Source organism: Streptomyces sp. NPDC044921, from assembly GCF_056432865.1.
In genome coordinates this window covers 47,636-64,722 of record NZ_JBWKIF010000017.1, presented here as the reverse complement: position 1 = coordinate 64,722, position 17,087 = coordinate 47,636, and the positions used below count along the sequence as shown (strand labels likewise).

The following is a 17,087-nucleotide window of genomic DNA, read 5'->3' as shown; positions in this document are numbered from 1 at the left end:
GAGTGGGCGTCGTGACCGCGGAGACCTCCCAGACGCTCGACCGGGGACTGCGGGTCCTCAAGTTGCTCGCCGACACGGACCACGGGCTGACCGTGACCGAGCTCTCCCTCCGGCTGGGCGTGAACCGGACCGTGGTGTACCGGTTGCTCGCCACGCTGGAACAGCACGCACTCATACGTCGTGACCTGGGCGGACGTGCCCGGGTCGGTCTCGGAGTGCTGCGTCTGGGACGGCAGGTCCACCCGCTGGTGCGGGAGGCCGCGATGCCGGCGCTGCGGTCGCTGGCCGAGGACATCGGCGCGACGGCGCACCTGACCCTGGTCGACGGGGCGGACGCGCTCGCCGTGGCCGTGGTGGAGCCGACCTGGACGGACTACCACGTGGCGTACCGGGCCGGGTTCCGGCACCCCCTGGACCGGGGCGCCGCGGGCAAGGCCATCCTCGCGGCCCGGCAGCACCCGCGGTCGGACCCGGGCTACACGCTCACCCACGGGGAGCTGGAGGCGGGCGCGTGCGGGGCGGCGGCCCCGCTGCTGGGTGTGACGGGCGTCGAGGGCAGCGTGGGCGTGGTGATGCTGGCCGACGTCGTACCGGAACGGGTCGGCCCACGGGTGGTCGACGCGGCCCGCGAGGTCGCGGACGCGCTGCGCTGACGCGGACCCCGCACCCGCGGCCGACGGCCCGGGCGGGGACCCGCGGGGGCGGGACGACCTGCCCCGGGGCGCCCCTCCCGCCCGCGTTAGATTGATCCCGTGCTCTCTCGCCTCACGCGCCCCCAGGCCGTCGCCGTCTGCGCCCTGCCCGTCGTGGCCCTGCTCGCCACGGTCGTGTTCGCGCCCCTGCCGTTCTCGGTGGCCCAGCCGGGGGAGACGGCGAACGTGCTCGGTGAGCACAAGGGCGAGCCGGTGATCACCATCTCGGGCGCGCCGACCCGGGACACCAGCGGGCAACTGCGGATGACGACCATCGTCGCGACCTCGCCGGACACCCGTGTCTCCCTCCCGGACGTCGTCGACAGCTGGTTCCGCACCGACGAGGCCGTGATGCCCCGCGACGCCCTGTACCCGAGCGGGGAAAGCGTCAAGGAGATCGAGCGGCACAACGCCAGGCAGATGAAGGAGTCCCAGGACGCGGCGACCGAGGCCGCGCTCGACTACCTCGGGCTCGACGCCGACGACGTCAAGGTCAGCCTGAAGCTCGCCGACGTGGGCGGGCCCAGCGCGGGACTGCTGTTCTCCCTCGGGATCGTCGACAAGCTCGACGGCGACGGCACGGGCGGCGACCTCACGGGCGGCCGGGTCATCGCCGGCACGGGCACGATCGACGCGGACGGCACGGTCGGGGCGGTGGGCGGCGTCGCCCTGAAGACGCAGGCCGCGAAGCGGGACGGGGCGACCGTGTTCCTGGTGCCGAAGGCGGAGTGCGCGGACGCGCGCGCGGAGCTCCCCGAGGGCCTGCGGCTGATCCCCGTCACGACGCTGAAGGGCACGGTGAGCTCCCTGCTGGCCCTGCAGACGGGCAAGGGTTCCGTGCCGAGCTGTTAATGCGCGGCGGCGGCCGGCCGGGGCCGGACGGCGAGCTTCAGCCCGACCTCCACGAGGGCCCAGCCCAGGCGCGTCCGGAGATCCCGGCGACGCGCCGGGCGGCACCCGGCCTCCGCCCGGAGCTCGGCGGCGCGGGCGTGGTGCAGGGCGAGGTGGATGTCGGGGTGCATGGGTGATGGCCTCTCACAGCTTCGTCCGACTGGGGAAGACGTGCGTGTGGACGCGTACCGTCTCGGCGTCCGGGGTGTCCTCGGGCAGGGGACGGTAGCTCTGCACGAGCTCGTGCATCCTGCCGATCAGCTCACGGGCGAGTTCCGGAGTGAGCCGCAGGGTGAAGTCGCTCAGATCGGTGGCGCCGTCCCATTCCTCGGCCCAGTCGTTCGCGGTGCCGAGCCAGGTGGCGACCTCCCTGGTGTGCACGTTCGCCAGCTCGTAGCGGAACAGGGCGACGGCCCCGCGCACGGCCGGATCGGGGTCCTTGATCAGGGTCTCGTCGAGCTGGACGCCTTGGTCCACCGCCTTCCACCAGCGCTCCCGCCCTTTGCCGCGCCCGGGATCGTCCGTGACGAAGCCGTGCGCGGCGAGCTGCCGCAGGTGGTAGCTGGTCGCGCCGCTCGACTCGCCCAGCTTTCCGGCCAGTTGGGAGGCGGTGGCGGGTCCGCCGCGCCGCAGCGCGATCAGCAGCTGCATCCGCAGGGGATGGGCCAGTCCGCGCAGCGAGCGGGCGTCGAGCAGTCGGGGAGCCGGTTTCTCGGGCATGCGCACAAAGGTAGCGTTGCAAAGAAGCCTTTGCAAGGGGTTCTTTGCAAGTCCTCGCGTCACCCCTCCCTGACCAGCCCCTCCGCCACCATCCACGCCAGCGCCACCTCGTGCGGATCCTCCCCGTCCACGTCCACCCTCGCGTTCAGGTCCCGCGCCACGGCGTTGTCCAGCCGTGCCGTCACCGGATCCAGTACGTCCGCGATCGCCGGCCACTTCCTCAGCGTCTTCGCGTTGACCATCGGCGCGGCGTTGTAGTTGGGGAAGAACTTCCGGTCGTCCTCCATCACGACCAGGTCCATCGACTTGATGCGCCCGTCCGTCGTGAACACCTCGCCGTAGGGGCAACTCCCCTTCGCCGTCTGCGTGTAGATGATCCCCGTGTCCATCTGCGTGACGTTCCGCGCCGGCAGGTCCATCCCGTACCGCTTCTGCATGCCCGGCAGTCCGTCCGCCCGGTTCGCGAACTCGACCTCCACGCACAGCTTCACGGCACCGGGGTCGGACTTCGCCAGCCTCGCCACGTCCGACATGGTCCTCGTGCCGTACTTCCGCGCGTTCTGCCGGTTCATCGCCAGCGCGTAGGTGTTGTCGAGGGACGACGGCCGCAGCCACGCCAGCCCGTTCGCCGCGTCCTCCCTGCGCACCGCCTCCCACTGCCGCCGCGGATCCGCGATCGGTTCGCTGTGCCCGAGGTACGTGATCCAGGCCGTGCCCGTGTACTCGTACCCGGCGTCCGCGTCGCCCTTGCGGACCGCCTCGCGGCTGCCGAGGGAGCCCTGGATGCCCGTCCGGTCGAGCACCTCGGCCCCGGCCGCCTCCAGGGCGATGCCCATGATCGCGCCGAGGATCAGGCCCTCGGTGAACGACTTCGACGTCACCGTCAGGCGCGCGCCCCGGAGCGGCTCGCCCCGCCCGACCGACCCGGGCCGGACGTCGTCGGCCATGGGGGAGCCGCTGGTGAGGCCGCATCCCGAGGCCGCCAGCAGCAGCACGGCCAGCCCCACCCGCCCCCTCATGCCCGCAACCCCCGCGGCCGCAGCAGCAGTTCGGCGAGCGAGGCCAGCCAGTCCACCAGCAGCGCCAGTACGACGGTGAGGACCGAGCCCAGCACCAGCACCGGCATCCGCTGGTTGGTGATGCCGGTCGTGATCAGCACCCCGAGACCGCCGCCCCCGCCGAAGACCGCCAGGGTCGCCGTACCGACGTTGAGGACGAGGGCCGTGCGCACGCCCGCCAGGATCAGCGGGACGGCGAGGGGGAGTTCGACCCGGGTCAGCACGCCCATCGGGGACATGCCGATGCCGCGGCCCGCCTCCAGCAGGGTCGGGTCGTTCGCCCGCAGGCCCGCGATCGTGTTGGCCAGTACCGGCAGGACGGCGTAGAGGACCATGCCGATCAGGGCGGCCCGGCGGCCGATGCCCAGCCAGATCACCAGCAGGGCGAGCAGGCCGATCGCCGGGGTCGCCTGGCCCGTGTTGGCGAGGGCCATCACCGCCGGCGTGGCCCTGCGGAACGCCCCGCGGGTCAGCAGGACGCCCAGCGGGATGGCGATGACCAGCACGAAGAAGGTGGAGATCGCGGTCAGCTGGATGTGCTGCCACAGTGCCTTGGACACCTGGCCGTCCGACAGGGCGTTCCGTGTCAGCGCGTCCAGGTCGGCCTGCTCGAACCAGAGCCAGGTGGCGAGGAGCACGGCGATCAGGCCCACGGGCAGCACGGTGAGCTTCCGTCGGCTGACCCGGGCGGGACGGCGCTCCGGTCCGCCGGGTCCAAAAGGAGGCCCGGCCGTCTTCCCGTCCGGGCCGGAGGGCTCCCCGCCCGGGCCGGAGGACTCCCCGCCCGGGCCGGAGGGTTTCCCGTCCGGCCCCGGGTTCCGCCCGGGACGCCCCGGTGTTCCCTCGGCCGCCGCGGCCCTCACCGTTTTCCTCCCGGGCCCACACCCGTCGCACCCCCGGCCCCCTCCTGCTCCGCCTGGGTCTGCGCGGCCCGCAGCGACTCCAGCTCGTGCCGGTGCTCCATCGCGTCGAGCCGGTCGGCCTCCAGCATCTCGTGCACCGAGTTCATGAGGGTCTCCATGTCGACGACACCCGTGTACTCGCCGCGCCGCCCGGTCACCGCCACCCGGCCCGCGTTGTCGGTGAGCACCGCCTCCAGCGCGTCGCGCAGGGTCGCGTCCCGGGTGACCGTGTCGTGCACCAGCGTCCCGGCCCGGGCCAGGGAGCCCCTGGCCCGCATCAGGTCGCCGCGCCGCAGCCACTTGTAGGGACGGCCCCGCCGGTCGAGCAGCAGGATCTCGTTGGTGCCGGCGGCGCGCAGCCGGTTGAAGATCTGCTGCAGCGGGTCGTCCACCGTGACGGTCGGGTAGTCGGTGATCCCCACGTCCCGCACGCGGGTCAGGTTCAGCCGTTTCAGCGCCGCCCCGGCGCCCACGAACCCGGAGACGAAGTCGTCCGCCGGGTTGGTCAGGATCGCCTCGGGGGTGTCGAACTGGGCGATGTGCGAGCGCTCGCGCAGCACGGCGATGCGGTCGCCGAGCTTGATCGCCTCGTCGAAGTCGTGGGTGACGAAGACGATCGTCTTGCGCAGCTCGTGCTGCAGCCGGATCAGCTCGTCCTGGAGGTGGTCCCGGGTGATCGGGTCCACCGCCCCGAACGGCTCGTCCATCAGCAGCACCGGGGGATCGGCCGCCAGCGCCCGGGCCACGCCCACACGCTGCTGCTGGCCGCCGGAGAGCTGGCGCGGATAGCGGCCGTGGAACTCGCCGGGGTCGAGGCCGACGAGGTCGAGCAGCTCCTCGGTCCGCTCCCTGATCCGGGCCTTCGGCCAGCCGCACATCTTCGGGACCAGGCCGATGTTCTGCGCGACCGTCATGTGCGGGAACAGCCCGGCGGACTGGATCGCGTAACCGACCTTCCGGCGCAGCCCGACCGGGTCGATGTCGGTGACGTCCTCGCCGCCCATGCGGATGCGGCCGCCGGACGGCTCGATCAGCCGGTTGATCATCCGCAGCGTGGTCGACTTCCCGCAGCCCGAGGGTCCGACGAGGACGACGACCTCACCCGCCTTGATCTCCATGCTCACGTTGTCCACGGCCGGCTGCGCGCTGCCGGGGAACCGCTTGGTCAGGTTCTCCAGCTCGATGGAGGCCCCGTGGTCACCGGTCTCAGGCACGGATCCCCCTGGGAATGGTCAGCCGCCCGATCAGGACGTACGCGGCGTCGAACAGCAGGGCGAGGACGATGATGCCGAGCGTGCCCGCGAGGACCTGGTTGAGCGCGTTGGCGCTGCCCAGGGAGGCGAGCCCGCGGAAGATGACGTTGCCCAGGCCCGGGCCGGAGGCGTACGCGGCGATGGCGGCGATGCCCATCAGCATCTGCGTGGCGACCCGGACCCCGGTCAGGATCGGCGGCCAGGCCAGCGGCAGCTCGACCCGCAGCAGCCGGGCCGGGCGGGACATCCCGATGCCCGTGGCCGCGTCCACCAGCGCCGGGTCGACCCCGCGCAGCCCGACGACGGCGTTGCGGACCACCGGCAGCAGGCCGTACAGCGTCAGCGCGGTCACCGTGGGCGCCACGCCCAGGCCCACGACCGGGATCAGCAGGCCGATCAGGGCGAGCGCCGGCACGGTCAGGACGGTGGAGGTGGCCGTGGTCGCGAGGTTCCCGGCCCACTCGCTGCGGTAGGTGACGACGGCGATCAGCACCCCGAGCAGCGTCGCGACGACCATGCACTGGAAGACGGCGCTCGCGTGCTGGTAGGCGTCGGCGAGCAGCTGCTGGTGCCGGCCCGCCAGGTACTCCCAGAAGTTCACACGCGCTCACCCCATGACGTCAGGTCTCCTCCGCGGCCTGCTCCACGAGCGGGATGATCCGCAGCGGAACGGGGTTCTCCATGACGATCGCCGTGGAGGCCCGGACGATGCCATCAAAACCGACGACCCGGTCGATCACACGTTGGAGATCGGCGTTGGAACGGGCCACCAGCCGGCACAGCATGTCCCCGCTGCCCGTTGTGGTGTGCAGCTCCAGCACCTCCGGCACGGTCGTCAAGTGGGCCCGTACGTCGGCGCCTTGCCCCTGCCGGATCTGCAGCGTGGCGAACGCCGTGACCGGGTAGCCGAGCGCGGCCGGATCCACCTCGGGGCCGAATCCGCGGATGACTCCGTTCGACTGAAGCCGGTCCAGCCGCGCCTGCACGGTGCCCCGGGCCACGCCCAGCCGCCGGGACATCTCCAGCACCCCGATCCGCGGCTCCCGGGCGAGCAGGAGGATGATCCGGCCGTCCAGGTGATCGATCGCCACAGCAGCCTCCCGAGGTGGTCATCCTGTACAGAAAGGCCGGTTCTTCGGCCGTATTGCTGAACAGATTGCCCAGCAGAAACGCAAACTATTGCGCACCTTGCCGGTCGGGGAGACCCTGCGGCTATGACGCAGACCACACACCACACTCCCGACACCGCCCGGCAGGCCGACCCCTTCCCGGTCAAGGGAATGGACGCGGTCGTCTTCGCCGTGGGCAACGCCAAGCAGGCGGCGCACTACTACTCCACCGCCTTCGGCATGAAGCTGGTCGCCTACTCCGGACCGGAGAACGGCAGTCGCGAGACCGCGAGCTACGTCCTGGAGAACGGCTCCGCCCGCTTCGTCCTCACCTCGGTGATCAAGCCCGCCACCGACTGGGGCCACTTCCTCGCCCGGCACGTGGCCGAGCACGGCGACGGCGTCGTCGACCTCGCCATCGAGGTGCCGGACGCGCGCGCCGCGTACGCCTACGCCCTGGAGCACGGCGCCCGCTCGGTCGCCGAGCCGTACGAGATGAAGGACGAGCACGGCACGGTCGTCCTGGCCGCGATCGCCACCTACGGCGAGACCCGCCACACCCTCGTCGAGCGCTCCGGCTACGACGGCCCCTACCTGCCCGGCTACGTCGCGGCCAAGCCGATCGTCGAGCCGCCCGCGCAGCGCACCTTCCAGGCGATCGACCACTGCGTCGGCAACGTCGAGCTCGGCCGGATGAACGAGTGGGTCGGCTTCTACAACAAGGTGATGGGCTTCACGAACATGAAGGAGTTCGTGGGCGACGACATCGCCACCGAGTACAGCGCGCTCATGTCCAAGGTCGTCGCCGACGGCACGCTCAAGGTCAAGTTCCCGATCAACGAGCCGGCCATCGCCAAGAAGAAGTCCCAGATCGACGAGTACCTGGAGTTCTACGGCGGCGCGGGCGTGCAGCACATCGCGCTCAACACCAACGACATCGTGCAGACGGTCCGCACCATGCGCGCGGCCGGCGTGGAGTTCCTCAACACGCCCGACTCCTACTACGACACGCTCGGCGAGTGGGTCGGCGAGACCCGCGTGCCGATCGACACCCTGCGCGAGCTGAAGATCCTTGCCGACCGCGACGAGGACGGCTACCTGCTGCAGATCTTCACCAAGCCGGTCCAGGACCGCCCGACGGTCTTCTTCGAGATCATCGAACGCCACGGCTCCATGGGCTTCGGCAAGGGCAACTTCAAGGCCCTGTTCGAGGCGATCGAGCGCGAGCAGGCCCGCCGCGGCAACCTGTAGCCCGGCGGCGCGTCCCGGGACGTGCGGGTGTCACCGGGCACCCGCACGGCCCCTTCCGCACCCGGGCAGGTGACGGCTGCCGCAGGCGGGCTTCACACCGGTGACCACCGGTGCGACCCTGTGATCATGAGCCGTATCGAAGCGCCTCCCGACGACAGGACCGGCAACCTCGTCGACCTGCTGCTCGGCGGCCTGCCCGCCGAGGCGGTGCTCACCGACCCCGACATCACGGCCTCCTACGCGCACGACATGGCGAGCTTCTGCCCGGCGGGCACCCCGGCCGTCGTCGTGCTGCCCCGGACGACCGAACAGGTCCAGCACGTGATGCGCACGGCCACCGCCCTGCGCGTCCCGGTCGTCCCGCAGGGCGCCCGCACCGGCCTGTCCGGCGCCGCCAACGCCAGTGACGGCTGCATCGTGCTCTCCCTGACCAAGATGGACCGGATCCTGGAGATCAACCCGGTCGACCGCATCGCCGTCGTCGAGCCCGGCGTCGTCAACGCCGCCCTGTCCCGCGCCGTCGGCGAACACGGCCTGTACTACCCGCCGGACCCCTCCAGCTGGGAGATGTGCACCATCGGCGGCAACATCGGCACGGCTTCCGGCGGCCTGTGCTGCGTGAAGTACGGCGTCACCGCCGAGTACGTCCTCGGCCTCGACGTGGTGCTCGCCGACGGCCGTCTCATGTCCACCGGCCGCCGCACCGCCAAGGGCGTCGCCGGCTACGACCTGACCCGGCTGTTCGTCGGCTCCGAGGGCTCGCTCGGCATCGTCGTGCGGGCCGTGCTCGGGCTGCGGCCCAAGCCGCCCCGGCAACTCGTGCTGGCCGCGGAGTTCGCCTCCGGGGCCGCCGCCTGCGACGCCGTGTGCCGCGTCATGGAGGGCGGCCACGTCCCGTCACTCCTCGAACTCATGGACCGTACGACGGTCAAGGCCGTCAACGACCTGGCGCAGATGGGCCTGCCCGAGACCACCGAGGCCCTGCTGCTGGCCGCCTTCGACACCGCCGCCCCGGCATCCGACCTCGCCGCCGTCGCCGCGCTGTGCGAGGCCGCCGGCGCCACCCAGGTCGTCCCCGCCGACGACGCGGCCGAGTCCGAACTGCTCCTCCAGGCACGCCGGCTGTCGCTCACCGCGCTGGAGGCGGTCAAGGGCGTCACGATGATCGACGACGTGTGCGTGCCGCGCTCCCGGCTCGCCGAGATGCTCGACGGCGTCGACCGCATCGCCGGGAAGTACCGGCTCACCATCGGCGTCGTCGCCCACGCGGGCGACGGCAACACCCACCCGACGGTCTGCTTCGACCCGGCCGACCCCGACGAGTCCCGCCGCGCCCGCGAGTCCTTCGACGAGATCATGGCGCTCGGCCTGGAACTCGGCGGCACCATCACCGGCGAACACGGCGTCGGCGTGCTGAAGAAGGAGTGGCTGGCGCGCGAGATCGGCCCCGTCGGGATGGAGATGCAGCGGGCCGTGAAGCGGGCCTTCGACCCGCTGAACATCCTCAACCCGGGCAAGCTGTTCTGACGCCGTCGCCTCACTGGGCGAGCAACTGGTCCCACTCGTCGTCGAGTCCCAGCTGTTCGCCCTCCGTCCCCGGCGGCACCACCCGCAGCGTCCGCTCCAGCCACGCCGACACCTGCGCCGCCGGGGCCTCCAGCAGGGCGTCCCCGTCGGGCGAACTCAGCGCCATCAGCACCACGCCGCGCCCCTCCGCCTTCGTCGGCCACACCCGCACGTCCCCCTGTCCGCAGGGCCGGAACACGCCCTCCACCAGCAGGTCCCGGGCGAACGTCCAGTGCACCGGGTGCGCGCAGTCGGTGTGGAAGGTGACGTGGACGGCGTACGGGTCGTCGGTGACGTACCCGAGCCGCGACTGCACCGGGATCCTGCGCTCCGGTGACAGGACGAGGTTCAGCTCCAGTTCCCGCTCCACCACGGTCCGCATGGCGGTGTTCCCTTCTTCTGACGGCTGCCCGTGAGGGCCGGTCAGCAGGAGAGAGCGGGCGGGGGCGGCGCCATTACGCGCGTTGCCGGAAGTTTTTTCGCAGGGGGACGCCCCGGGGCGTCCCCCCGCGTAGCACATCGGTGCTCGAAAGGGGCGGGTCCGGTGGGAGCGGGGGTGGGGCTCGCGCGCGTCTGATAGATGTGGAGGCCCCCATTTGGCCCCCGAGCAGATACGGGACGACGGACATGAGCGCCCCAACCCCGGCCCCCGGTGACGACAGGCCCCGCGAAGGGTATTACCCGGACCCCTCCATCCCTGGATACGTCCGGTACTGGAACGGCGCCTCCTGGGTGCCGGGCACCAGCCGTCCGGCGCCCAAGGACGGCGAGTCGCTCGCGCCGCCGCCGGGCGCGGGGGCGGCCCCCGCCGCCTCGGTGGAGGAGACCGGCCCGCACTTCTTCGACGAGGACCCGGTCGACGAGCCCGCCGCCGACGCCCAGCACGGCAGCCGACCCGAACCGGCCTCCGCCTGGGGCGCGGACCGCTCCCGCCAGTCCGGCTTCGGCGGCGACCAGGACCGCCGCGTGTCGTGGGGCGCGCCGCAGGGCGCGCAGGGGGCGGCCCAGCAGGCGGGGGGCGCCGGGGCCGGGGACCGGCAGGGCGCCGACCCGAGGGTGGCGCACGGCCGGCCGGCCGACGAGTCCCCGCGGGCCGACGGCACGGCGTCGGTCCCGCCGGCCGACCGGGAGGGGCACGCGGCGGCCTCCGGCAGCACGTTCGTCTTCCGCCGCCCGTCGGGCAAGCCCGGGGGAGGGACCGCCGAGGCGCCCGACGAGGGCACGATGACGTTCCGCCCGGTCGCGTCGCGCCCGGGCGGCTCCCGGAGCGGCGCGAAACCGGCCGGGGGCGCTGCGGGCCGGGACCCGGCCGGACCCGGCCCGGGGGCGCGGGGCGGCGCGGCGGGCGCGGGAGGCGACGCCGGGGGGCCGGGCCTCGGTTCGGCCGGTGCCGCGGGTTCGCCGGGTGCCGCCGGTTCCCAGGGCTCGTCGACGGCCCAGGCTTCCTCCGGTGCTCCCGGCCCGGCCGGTTCCCCGGGCTCGGGACCGGGCAGGGGCCCGGCCGGGCCGGGCTTCGGCGCTCCGGCCGGTTCGCCGGGGGCGGGCGGAGGCTCGGCCGGGGCCGCGTTCGGCGGCGCGGCCGCGTCGGGCAGTGCTTTTGCGGGGGCCGGTTTCGGCGGCCCGGCGGCGCCCGCCGGGCCGGGCGGCTCCGGTTTCGGTGGTCCCGCCGGCGCGGCCGGTCCCGCGCAGGCTCCGGCCGGACCCGCCTTCAGCGCGCGGGGCGGCGCGGCCGGTTCCGCCGACGGGGCGAACCGGCCCGGCTTCGGAGCCGGCAAGGCCGCCGCCGCACAGGCCGCGGCCGGACCCGTGGGTGCCCAGGCCCCCGCCGCGGCTCCCGCCGCCGGTGCCACGGCGCTGTCCGGGCCGCAGGCGGCGCCCACCATCCCCCCGCAGTCCGGCGCCCCCGCCGCGGCCACCCCCCTCAGTCCCGGCCCCGGGGGCGGCCAGTCCTCCTGGGCGCAGCAGGTGCACCGGCTCGCCGGAGCCGGCGGGGGCGACGAGCCGCCGGTCGCGCCCTGGAAGCCGCCGGTCGAGGACGTGTTCCAGGCGGCTGCCCGGCGCCAGGCCTCGGCCCGGCCCGCGGGACTCGGCAAGCGGCTGGCCGCCCGTCTCGTGGACACCGTCGTGCTGCTGGGCCTGACCGCCACCGCCGCCGTCCCGCTCGGCATCGCGGCCGTCGACCACGTCAACGAGAAGATCGACGCGGCCCGGCTCTCCGGCGAGACCGTCACGGTGTGGCTGCTCGACGGCACGACCTCGGTCCACCTCGGCATCATCCTGGCCGTGCTGCTGCTCGCCGGTCTCCTGTGCGAGGTGCTGCCCACCGCCAAGTGGGGGCGCACCCTCGGCAAGAGACTGATGGGCCTGGACGTGCGGGACATCGAGGGGCACGACACCCCCGAGTTCGGCGCGGCCCTGCGCCGCTGGCTGGTCTACAGCGTGCCCGGCCTCCTCGTCGTCGGCGTGGTCGGCGTCGCCTGGTGCCTGTTCGACAAGCCGTGGCGCCAGTGCTGGCACGACAAGGCCGCGCGCACGTTCGTGGCGGGCTGAACTCCCCCGGACGGCCGTCTGCCGGATGCGGAGCCCGGCGCTTCGCGATCGACTCGGGCCATGAGCAGTGAACCGCCCCCCGGCTCCGGTCAGCAGCCCCCGGAAGACGACCCGTTCCGGAAGCGGCCCCCGGGCGAGCCGCCCGGAGAGGGCACGGGCTCCCCGTACGGCGACGGTCCCCCGCCGTACCCGGGCGGCCCCGCGGGCTCGGGCGGCCCCGCGGGCTCTGGCGGTCCGGGCGGCCCCGGCGGCTTTGGCGGCCCACCCGGCGGTTCCGGACCCGGTGGCGGCCCGTACGGCGGACCCGGCGGCCCACCCGGTGGCGGCCCCTACGGCGGTGACCCCTACGGCGGAGGGTCCTACCCCTCCGACCCGCTCGCCGGCATGCCCCCGCTCGCCGACAGCGGCAAGCGCACGCTCGCCCGCGTCATCGACATGATCCTCGTGGGTGTCGTCGTCTGGCTGCTCACCCTGGGCTTCGGCGTCAACGAGTACGACGTCGACGGCGACCGCATCGAGGTCGGCAAGTCCTTCTGGCAGTCGGCGGTCGCCGCCGTCCTCTACATCGCCTACGACACCCTCCTGACCGCCAGGACCGGCCAGACCCTCGGCAAGAGGCTGCTGCACCTGCGCGTGGCCAACCTCGGCAACGGCGCCACGCCCTCCGTGCAGACCGCGCTGGCGCGCGCGGCCGTGCTGTGGATCCCGTTCGCCTTCTGCTGCGCCTGCGTCTGGACGGCGATCTCCGGCGGCTGGAGCTTCTTCGACCGGCCCTACAAACAGGGCCTGCACGACAAGGCGGCCAAAACGGTCGTGGTCAGCACCAATTGAGGCAGCGCGGCGCCAACTGCCTCACGGGGACGGAAGAGCGGCGGTCAGGACGCCGCCCGCTGCCGCACCGGCTCCGGGGCCGGGGCGGCGACCGGGGCCCGCACCGGCTCCCGGGGCGCGGGCCGTTCCACGGCGGCGGCGCGCCTGCCGGGCAGCGGCACCGTCATGGCGACCAGGAGCCCGAGGGCGAGCGCCGCGACGGCGATGAGCGCGATCCCCGCACCCGAACTCGTCTGCGACAGCAGCAGCATGGCGAGGGTCGAGAGGATCACGGTGCACGAACCGTAGGCGAGCTGGGCGGCGGTCGGACGGGGCATGGCCATCATGTCCTCGAAAGTGGGGGTCCACGGGGGCGTCGGCCTGGCATTCCGCCGGCTTCCGGGCGTTCCGCCAAGCGACTCTAACCGGCAGGCTGCCCGACGGGAACGAGCGGTAAGCGTGACCTAATCAACAAGGGCGGTGCACAGGGGGCGCACGGAGTCATGGCGTCCACGGAGTGGACATGTGTACGCGCCCGCCCACCGCGGGGACAACCGTTTGGTTGTCCGTAAAACGAAACGTCGACTCCGCATAGTGCACTTGACTTGTCCAAGTCAAGGTCTGTCTTTTCCGCTAAACCTCTAGTCAAATGTCGTCACTTGACTACACGCGTTGATCACGCGCGCGCGGACCCGCACCTGACCAGGGACCCCTTCCTTCCGCGCGCACGCACGCGGGGGAGGAACTCAAGTGACCAGTAGACCCTGGACGTTCAGAGCGGCCGCCATCGGTGTGGCGCTCGCGGCGGCCACCGCCACCGCCTCGACGTACGCCGTGGCCGACGACACCTCCGCTCCCCGGTCCACCACCGTGGACCGGCACGACCCGGCGGACCGCCACCACGACGAGCACGACCTCGAAGGCCCCCTGAGCAAGACCCGGGAGGCGCAGCGCCAGGAGGCCCTGACCCAGGTCATATCCGGCAAGACCAAGGTCAAGGACCGCGAGGGCTCGAAGGTCGTCGAGCTCAAGAGCAAGAAGGGCGACAGCAAGTACGTCGAGCTCGGCCGCGAGAAGACCGACAAGATCTTCACGATCCTGGTCGAGTTCGGCGACAAGACCGACCCGCGCTACGGCGGCACCCCGGGCCCGCTGCACAACCAGATACCCAAGCCGGACCGCAAGAAGGACAACTCCACCGCCTGGCGGGCCGACTACGACCGGGACTACTTCCGGGACCTGTACTTCGGCTCCGGCAAGGGCGTCGACTCCGTCAAGACGTACTACGAGAAGCAGTCCTCGGGCCGCTACTCGGTCGAGGGCGAGGTCTCCGACTGGGTCAAGGTGCCCTACAACGAGGCCCGTTACGGCAACAACGCCTGCGGTGACACCAACTGCCCGAGCGTGTGGAACGTCGTCAGCGACGGCCTGGACGCCTGGGTCTCCCAGCAGAAGGCAGCGGGGAGGACCGACGCGCAGATCAAGGCGGACGTCGCGCGCTTCGACGAGTGGGACCGCTACGACTTCGACGGCGACGGCGACTTCAACGAGCCCGACGGCTACATCGACCACTTCCAGATCGTGCACGCGGGCGAGGACGAGTCCGCGGGCGGCGGCGCCCAGGGCACCGACGCGATCTGGGCGCACCGCTGGTACGCCTTCGGCACCGACGCCGGCGCCACCGGCCCCGAGAACAACAAGCTCGGCGGCGCGAAGATCGGCGACACCGGCATCTGGGTCGGCGACTACACCGTCCAGCCGGAGAACGGCGGACTCGGCGTCTACGCCCACGAGTACGGCCACGACCTCGGCCTGCCCGACCACTACGACACCGCGGGCGGCGAGAACTCCACCGGTTTCTGGACGCTGATGTCGTCCGGTTCCTGGCTGGGCACCGGCAAGAACGAGATCGGTGACCTGCCCGGCGACATGACCGCCTGGGACAAGCTCCAGCTGGGCTGGCTGAACTACGACCGCGCCAAGGCCGGCGTCGACTCCTGGCACAAGCTGGGTGTCGCGGAGTACAACACCAAGCACAAGCAGGCGCTGATCGTCGACCTGCCCAAGAAGGCGGTCACCACCGAGCTCGTCACCCCCGCCGAGGGCAAGACCCAGTGGTGGAGCGGCAGCGGCAACAATCTGAAGAACACGCTGACCCGTTCCGTCGACCTCACCGGCAAGACGTCGGCGTCGCTGACCCTCGACGGCTGGTACGAGATCGAGTCCAACTACGACTACCTCTACACCGAGGTCTCGACCGACGGCGGCGCCAACTGGACCGCCCTGGACGGCACGGTGGACGGCAAGCCGATCCCGCGGGACGGCAGCGACAAGCCGGCCCTGCACGGCACGGTGGACGGCTACAAGAAGCTGGCGTACTCCCTGGACGCCTACGCGGGCAAGAAGTTCGACCTGCGCTTCCGCTACCAGACCGACGGTGGCCTGGCGATGAAGGGCTTCGCGGCCGACCGGATCGCGGTGACCGCCGACGGTGCCCCGGTCTTCTCCGACGACGCCGAGTCGGCGGACGCGGCCTGGACGGCGAACGGCTTCTCCCGCATCGGCGCGTCCTTCACCCGGGACTACGCGCAGTACTACATCGCCGAGAACCGGCAGTACGTGTCGTACGACAAGACCCTCAAGGTCGGCCCGTACAACTTCGGCTTCACCGAGCGCCCGGACTGGGTCGAGCACTACGCGTACCAGAACGGCCTGCTGATCTGGAAGTGGGACACCTCCCAGGCGGACAACAACACCAGTGAGCACAAGGGCACCGGTCTGGTCCTCCCGGTCGACTCCCACCCGACCGCGCTGAGGTGGGCCGACGGCACGCTGATGCGCAACCGCATCCAGGCCTACGACTCGCCGTTCAGCCTCTACCGCACCGACGGCATGACGCTGCACAAGGCGGACGTGGCGAAGTACATCCCGGGCTCGAAGGGCGTGCCGGTCTTCAACGACCGGACGAACGACTACTACGACGAGTCGAACCCGACCGCTGGTGTCAAGATCACTGACACCAACACGAAGATCAAGATCCTCAAGGAGGCCAAGGACGGCTCGACGATCGAGCTGGAGGTCGGCCCCGCGGGTAGGTAATCCGCATCCTTGCAGGTCAGAGCATGATCGGCGGTGACCCACTGGCGGGTCACCGCCGATCCGTGTTTAGGTGCGTCCTGTGGCTCTCTTATTGACACCGACCGACACGGGGGGATGAGCGCATGGCCGCAGGAGGTTTCTGCAAGCTGCCGAACGGCACGGTGGTGGTGGCGCTGAACCTGCCCAGCCCCGCCGCCGACGCCCCCGGCGCCGTCCGTGTGCTCGTCCACTCCGCGAACCGCGCGCGGGCCCTGACCAGGCTCCGCAACCTGGGTCTGCGGTCGGTGTACCTGCGCGGCAACGCCGCCCCGCCGACCCCCGACGAGATCACGGCGGTCCTGCACCACCCCGACGGCCTGATATGGCGCACGGCCCCCGGCAACGGTGTCGTCAGCGGCCCGGACCTGGTCCAGGAGCTGTGGCGGCCGATCAGGTCGCTGCTGAGGGGCCCCGTTGCCCGGACCTGACCCGCGGGGCCGGCCGCGCGCCGGAGCCCCCCGCTCCGGCGGACGGCCGCCCGGCCGCCGGACGGCCTCCGGCTACTGGACGACCGGCTTGCCGGAGAGCTCCACGCCCGCCTCCCGCAGCTCCTCCAGGGCCCGCTCGGTGGTCTCGGCGGCCACCCCCGCGGTGAGGTCGAGCAGGACGTGGGTGCGGAAGCCCTCCTTCGCGGCGTCCAGGGCCGTGGCGCGCACGCAGTGGTCCGTGGCGATGCCGACCACGTCGACCTCGGTGACGTCGCGGGAGCGAAGCCAGTCGGCCAGGGTGGTGCCGTTCTCGTCGGTCCCCTCGAAGCCGCTGTACGCCGCCGCGTACGCCCCCTTGTCGAACACCGCGTCGATCGCACCGGAGGCGACGGCCGGCGCGAAGTTCGGGTGGAAGCCCACGCCCTCCGTGCCGGCGACGCAGTGCGCGGGCCAGGAGCGGACGTAGTCGGGGCTGGCGGAGAAGTGGCCGCCCGGCGCGATGTGGTGGTCGCGGGTGGCCACCACGTGCTGGTAGCCGGACCCGCCGGCCTGTCCGATCAGCTCGGTGACGGCGGCGGCCACGTCGGCACCGCCGGCCACGGCGAGGCTGCCCCCCTCGCAGAAGTCGTTCTGCACGTCTACGACGATCAAGGCGCGGCGCATGGTCGGTGTCCTTCGGCTATGGGGTCGGCGAGCCCGGCCGGTGCACTGCCGAGCCT

The 17,087-nt window shown here is 72.3% G+C and carries 18 protein-coding genes; 8 read left to right on the top strand and 10 right to left on the bottom strand.

Translation table 11 applies throughout. The annotated features are described in order from the left end of the window. Window positions 1–11 precede the first annotated feature (11 nt). Both AC07DA_RS25335 and AC07DA_RS25330 read left to right on the top strand, forming a co-directional pair. The gene (locus tag AC07DA_RS25335; protein WP_479130490.1) at window positions 12–653 is read left to right on the top strand and encodes an IclR family transcriptional regulator; all 642 of its coding nucleotides are present in this window, start codon (window positions 12–14) and stop codon (window positions 651–653) included. 99 nt (window positions 654–752) lie between these two features. Then, window positions 753–1,544, top strand: coding sequence for a S16 family serine protease (locus AC07DA_RS25330; RefSeq protein WP_479130489.1), 792 nt, complete (start codon window positions 753–755; stop codon window positions 1,542–1,544). On the opposite strand, the gene AC07DA_RS25325 is transcribed toward AC07DA_RS25330, so the two are convergent. From AC07DA_RS25325 to AC07DA_RS25295, 7 genes are read right to left on the bottom strand one after another with little or no spacing between them, the layout of a single operon-like run. Beyond that, complete coding sequence (locus AC07DA_RS25325; protein ID WP_479130488.1) at window positions 1,541–1,714, bottom strand: hypothetical protein; 174 nt, start codon at window positions 1,712–1,714, stop codon at window positions 1,541–1,543. The two genes, AC07DA_RS25330 and AC07DA_RS25325, sit on opposite strands and share 4 nt — an antisense overlap. Before the next feature lie 13 nt (window positions 1,715–1,727). After that, the gene (locus AC07DA_RS25320) at window positions 1,728–2,303 is read right to left on the bottom strand and encodes an ArsR/SmtB family transcription factor (RefSeq protein WP_479130487.1); all 576 of its coding nucleotides are present in this window, start codon (window positions 2,301–2,303) and stop codon (window positions 1,728–1,730) included. A gap of 59 nt (window positions 2,304–2,362) precedes the next feature. Then, window positions 2,363–3,322 carry a glycine betaine ABC transporter substrate-binding protein gene (locus AC07DA_RS25315; RefSeq protein ID WP_479130486.1) on the bottom strand — a complete coding sequence of 320 codons (960 nt, stop codon included), beginning with the start codon at window positions 3,320–3,322 and terminating at the stop codon, window positions 2,363–2,365. Further along, window positions 3,319–4,224, bottom strand: coding sequence for an ABC transporter permease (locus AC07DA_RS25310; protein WP_479130485.1), 906 nt, complete (start codon window positions 4,222–4,224; stop codon window positions 3,319–3,321). The genes AC07DA_RS25315 and AC07DA_RS25310 overlap by 4 nt, the downstream gene beginning before the upstream one ends. Further along, window positions 4,221–5,477, bottom strand: a complete 1,257-nt coding sequence (locus AC07DA_RS25305; protein ID WP_479130484.1) for a betaine/proline/choline family ABC transporter ATP-binding protein — start codon at window positions 5,475–5,477, stop codon at window positions 4,221–4,223. Before AC07DA_RS25305 ends, AC07DA_RS25310 begins: the two co-directional genes overlap by 4 nt. Further along, complete coding sequence (locus AC07DA_RS25300; RefSeq protein ID WP_479130482.1) at window positions 5,470–6,117, bottom strand: ABC transporter permease; 648 nt, start codon at window positions 6,115–6,117, stop codon at window positions 5,470–5,472. Before AC07DA_RS25300 ends, AC07DA_RS25305 begins: the two co-directional genes overlap by 8 nt. Before the next feature lie 19 nt (window positions 6,118–6,136). Then, window positions 6,137–6,607, bottom strand: coding sequence for an Lrp/AsnC family transcriptional regulator (locus tag AC07DA_RS25295; RefSeq protein WP_397705731.1), 471 nt, complete (start codon window positions 6,605–6,607; stop codon window positions 6,137–6,139). Window positions 6,608–6,730: 123 nt separating this feature from the next. Between AC07DA_RS25295 and hppD the strand changes: the two genes are divergently transcribed. Together hppD and AC07DA_RS25285 are read left to right on the top strand one after the other, a co-directional pair. Beyond that, window positions 6,731–7,876: a 4-hydroxyphenylpyruvate dioxygenase gene (gene hppD, locus AC07DA_RS25290; RefSeq protein WP_351350821.1), complete on the top strand. Its 1,146-nt coding sequence runs from the start codon at window positions 6,731–6,733 to the stop codon at window positions 7,874–7,876. Between the two features lie 120 nt (window positions 7,877–7,996). Then, window positions 7,997–9,403 (top strand): FAD-binding oxidoreductase, encoded by a 1,407-nt coding sequence (locus AC07DA_RS25285; protein ID WP_479130481.1) that lies wholly within the window; start codon window positions 7,997–7,999, stop codon window positions 9,401–9,403. Window positions 9,404–9,413: 10 nt separating this feature from the next. Here AC07DA_RS25285 and AC07DA_RS25280 read toward each other — a convergent pair whose 3' ends face one another. After that, window positions 9,414–9,824, bottom strand: a complete 411-nt coding sequence (locus AC07DA_RS25280) for an SsgA family sporulation/cell division regulator (RefSeq protein ID WP_479130480.1) — start codon at window positions 9,822–9,824, stop codon at window positions 9,414–9,416. Window positions 9,825–10,069: 245 nt separating this feature from the next. On the opposite strand from AC07DA_RS25280, the gene AC07DA_RS25275 reads away from it, so the two are divergent. Both AC07DA_RS25275 and AC07DA_RS25270 read left to right on the top strand, forming a co-directional pair. After that, the gene (locus AC07DA_RS25275; protein ID WP_479130479.1) at window positions 10,070–11,992 is read left to right on the top strand and encodes an RDD family protein; all 1,923 of its coding nucleotides are present in this window, start codon (window positions 10,070–10,072) and stop codon (window positions 11,990–11,992) included. 60 nt (window positions 11,993–12,052) lie between these two features. Continuing rightward, the gene (locus AC07DA_RS25270; RefSeq protein ID WP_479130478.1) at window positions 12,053–12,823 is read left to right on the top strand and encodes an RDD family protein; all 771 of its coding nucleotides are present in this window, start codon (window positions 12,053–12,055) and stop codon (window positions 12,821–12,823) included. A 44-nt stretch (window positions 12,824–12,867) separates the two neighbouring features. Here the strand turns inward: AC07DA_RS25270 and AC07DA_RS25265 are convergent, their stop codons facing one another. Further along, entirely contained in the window at window positions 12,868–13,146 is a 279-nt protein-coding gene (locus AC07DA_RS25265) for a hypothetical protein (RefSeq protein ID WP_479130565.1), read from the bottom strand. A gap of 406 nt (window positions 13,147–13,552) precedes the next feature. On the opposite strand from AC07DA_RS25265, the gene AC07DA_RS25260 reads away from it, so the two are divergent. Continuing rightward, complete coding sequence (locus AC07DA_RS25260) at window positions 13,553–15,901, top strand: immune inhibitor A domain-containing protein (RefSeq protein WP_479130477.1); 2,349 nt, start codon at window positions 13,553–13,555, stop codon at window positions 15,899–15,901. 122 nt (window positions 15,902–16,023) lie between these two features. After that, window positions 16,024–16,368, top strand: coding sequence for a hypothetical protein (locus AC07DA_RS25255; RefSeq protein ID WP_479130476.1), 345 nt, complete (start codon window positions 16,024–16,026; stop codon window positions 16,366–16,368). Window positions 16,369–16,440: 72 nt separating this feature from the next. Here AC07DA_RS25255 and AC07DA_RS25250 read toward each other — a convergent pair whose 3' ends face one another. Continuing rightward, entirely contained in the window at window positions 16,441–17,031 is a 591-nt protein-coding gene (locus tag AC07DA_RS25250; protein ID WP_479130475.1) for an isochorismatase family protein, read from the bottom strand. Window positions 17,032–17,087 lie beyond the last annotated feature (56 nt).

What these genes read in the sequence shown, in the direction of transcription:
- AC07DA_RS25325 (WP_479130488.1), bottom strand. Translation starts at nt 1,714, where the DNA reads ATGCACCCCGACATCCACCTCGCCCTGCACCACGCCCGCGCCGCCGAG.
- AC07DA_RS25320 (WP_479130487.1), bottom strand. Translation starts at nt 2,303, where the DNA reads ATGCCCGAGAAACCGGCTCCCCGACTGCTCGACGCCCGCTCGCTGCGC.
- AC07DA_RS25315 (WP_479130486.1), bottom strand. Translation starts at nt 3,322, where the DNA reads ATGAGGGGGCGGGTGGGGCTGGCCGTGCTGCTGCTGGCGGCCTCGGGA.
- hppD (WP_351350821.1), top strand. Translation starts at nt 6,731, where the DNA reads ATGACGCAGACCACACACCACACTCCCGACACCGCCCGGCAGGCCGAC.
- AC07DA_RS25280 (WP_479130480.1), bottom strand. Translation starts at nt 9,824, where the DNA reads ATGCGGACCGTGGTGGAGCGGGAACTGGAGCTGAACCTCGTCCTGTCA.
- AC07DA_RS25275 (WP_479130479.1), top strand. Translation starts at nt 10,070, where the DNA reads ATGAGCGCCCCAACCCCGGCCCCCGGTGACGACAGGCCCCGCGAAGGG.
- AC07DA_RS25270 (WP_479130478.1), top strand. Translation starts at nt 12,053, where the DNA reads ATGAGCAGTGAACCGCCCCCCGGCTCCGGTCAGCAGCCCCCGGAAGAC.
- AC07DA_RS25265 (WP_479130565.1), bottom strand. Translation starts at nt 13,146, where the DNA reads ATGGCCATGCCCCGTCCGACCGCCGCCCAGCTCGCCTACGGTTCGTGC.
- AC07DA_RS25255 (WP_479130476.1), top strand. Translation starts at nt 16,024, where the DNA reads ATGGCCGCAGGAGGTTTCTGCAAGCTGCCGAACGGCACGGTGGTGGTG.
- AC07DA_RS25250 (WP_479130475.1), bottom strand. Translation starts at nt 17,031, where the DNA reads ATGCGCCGCGCCTTGATCGTCGTAGACGTGCAGAACGACTTCTGCGAG.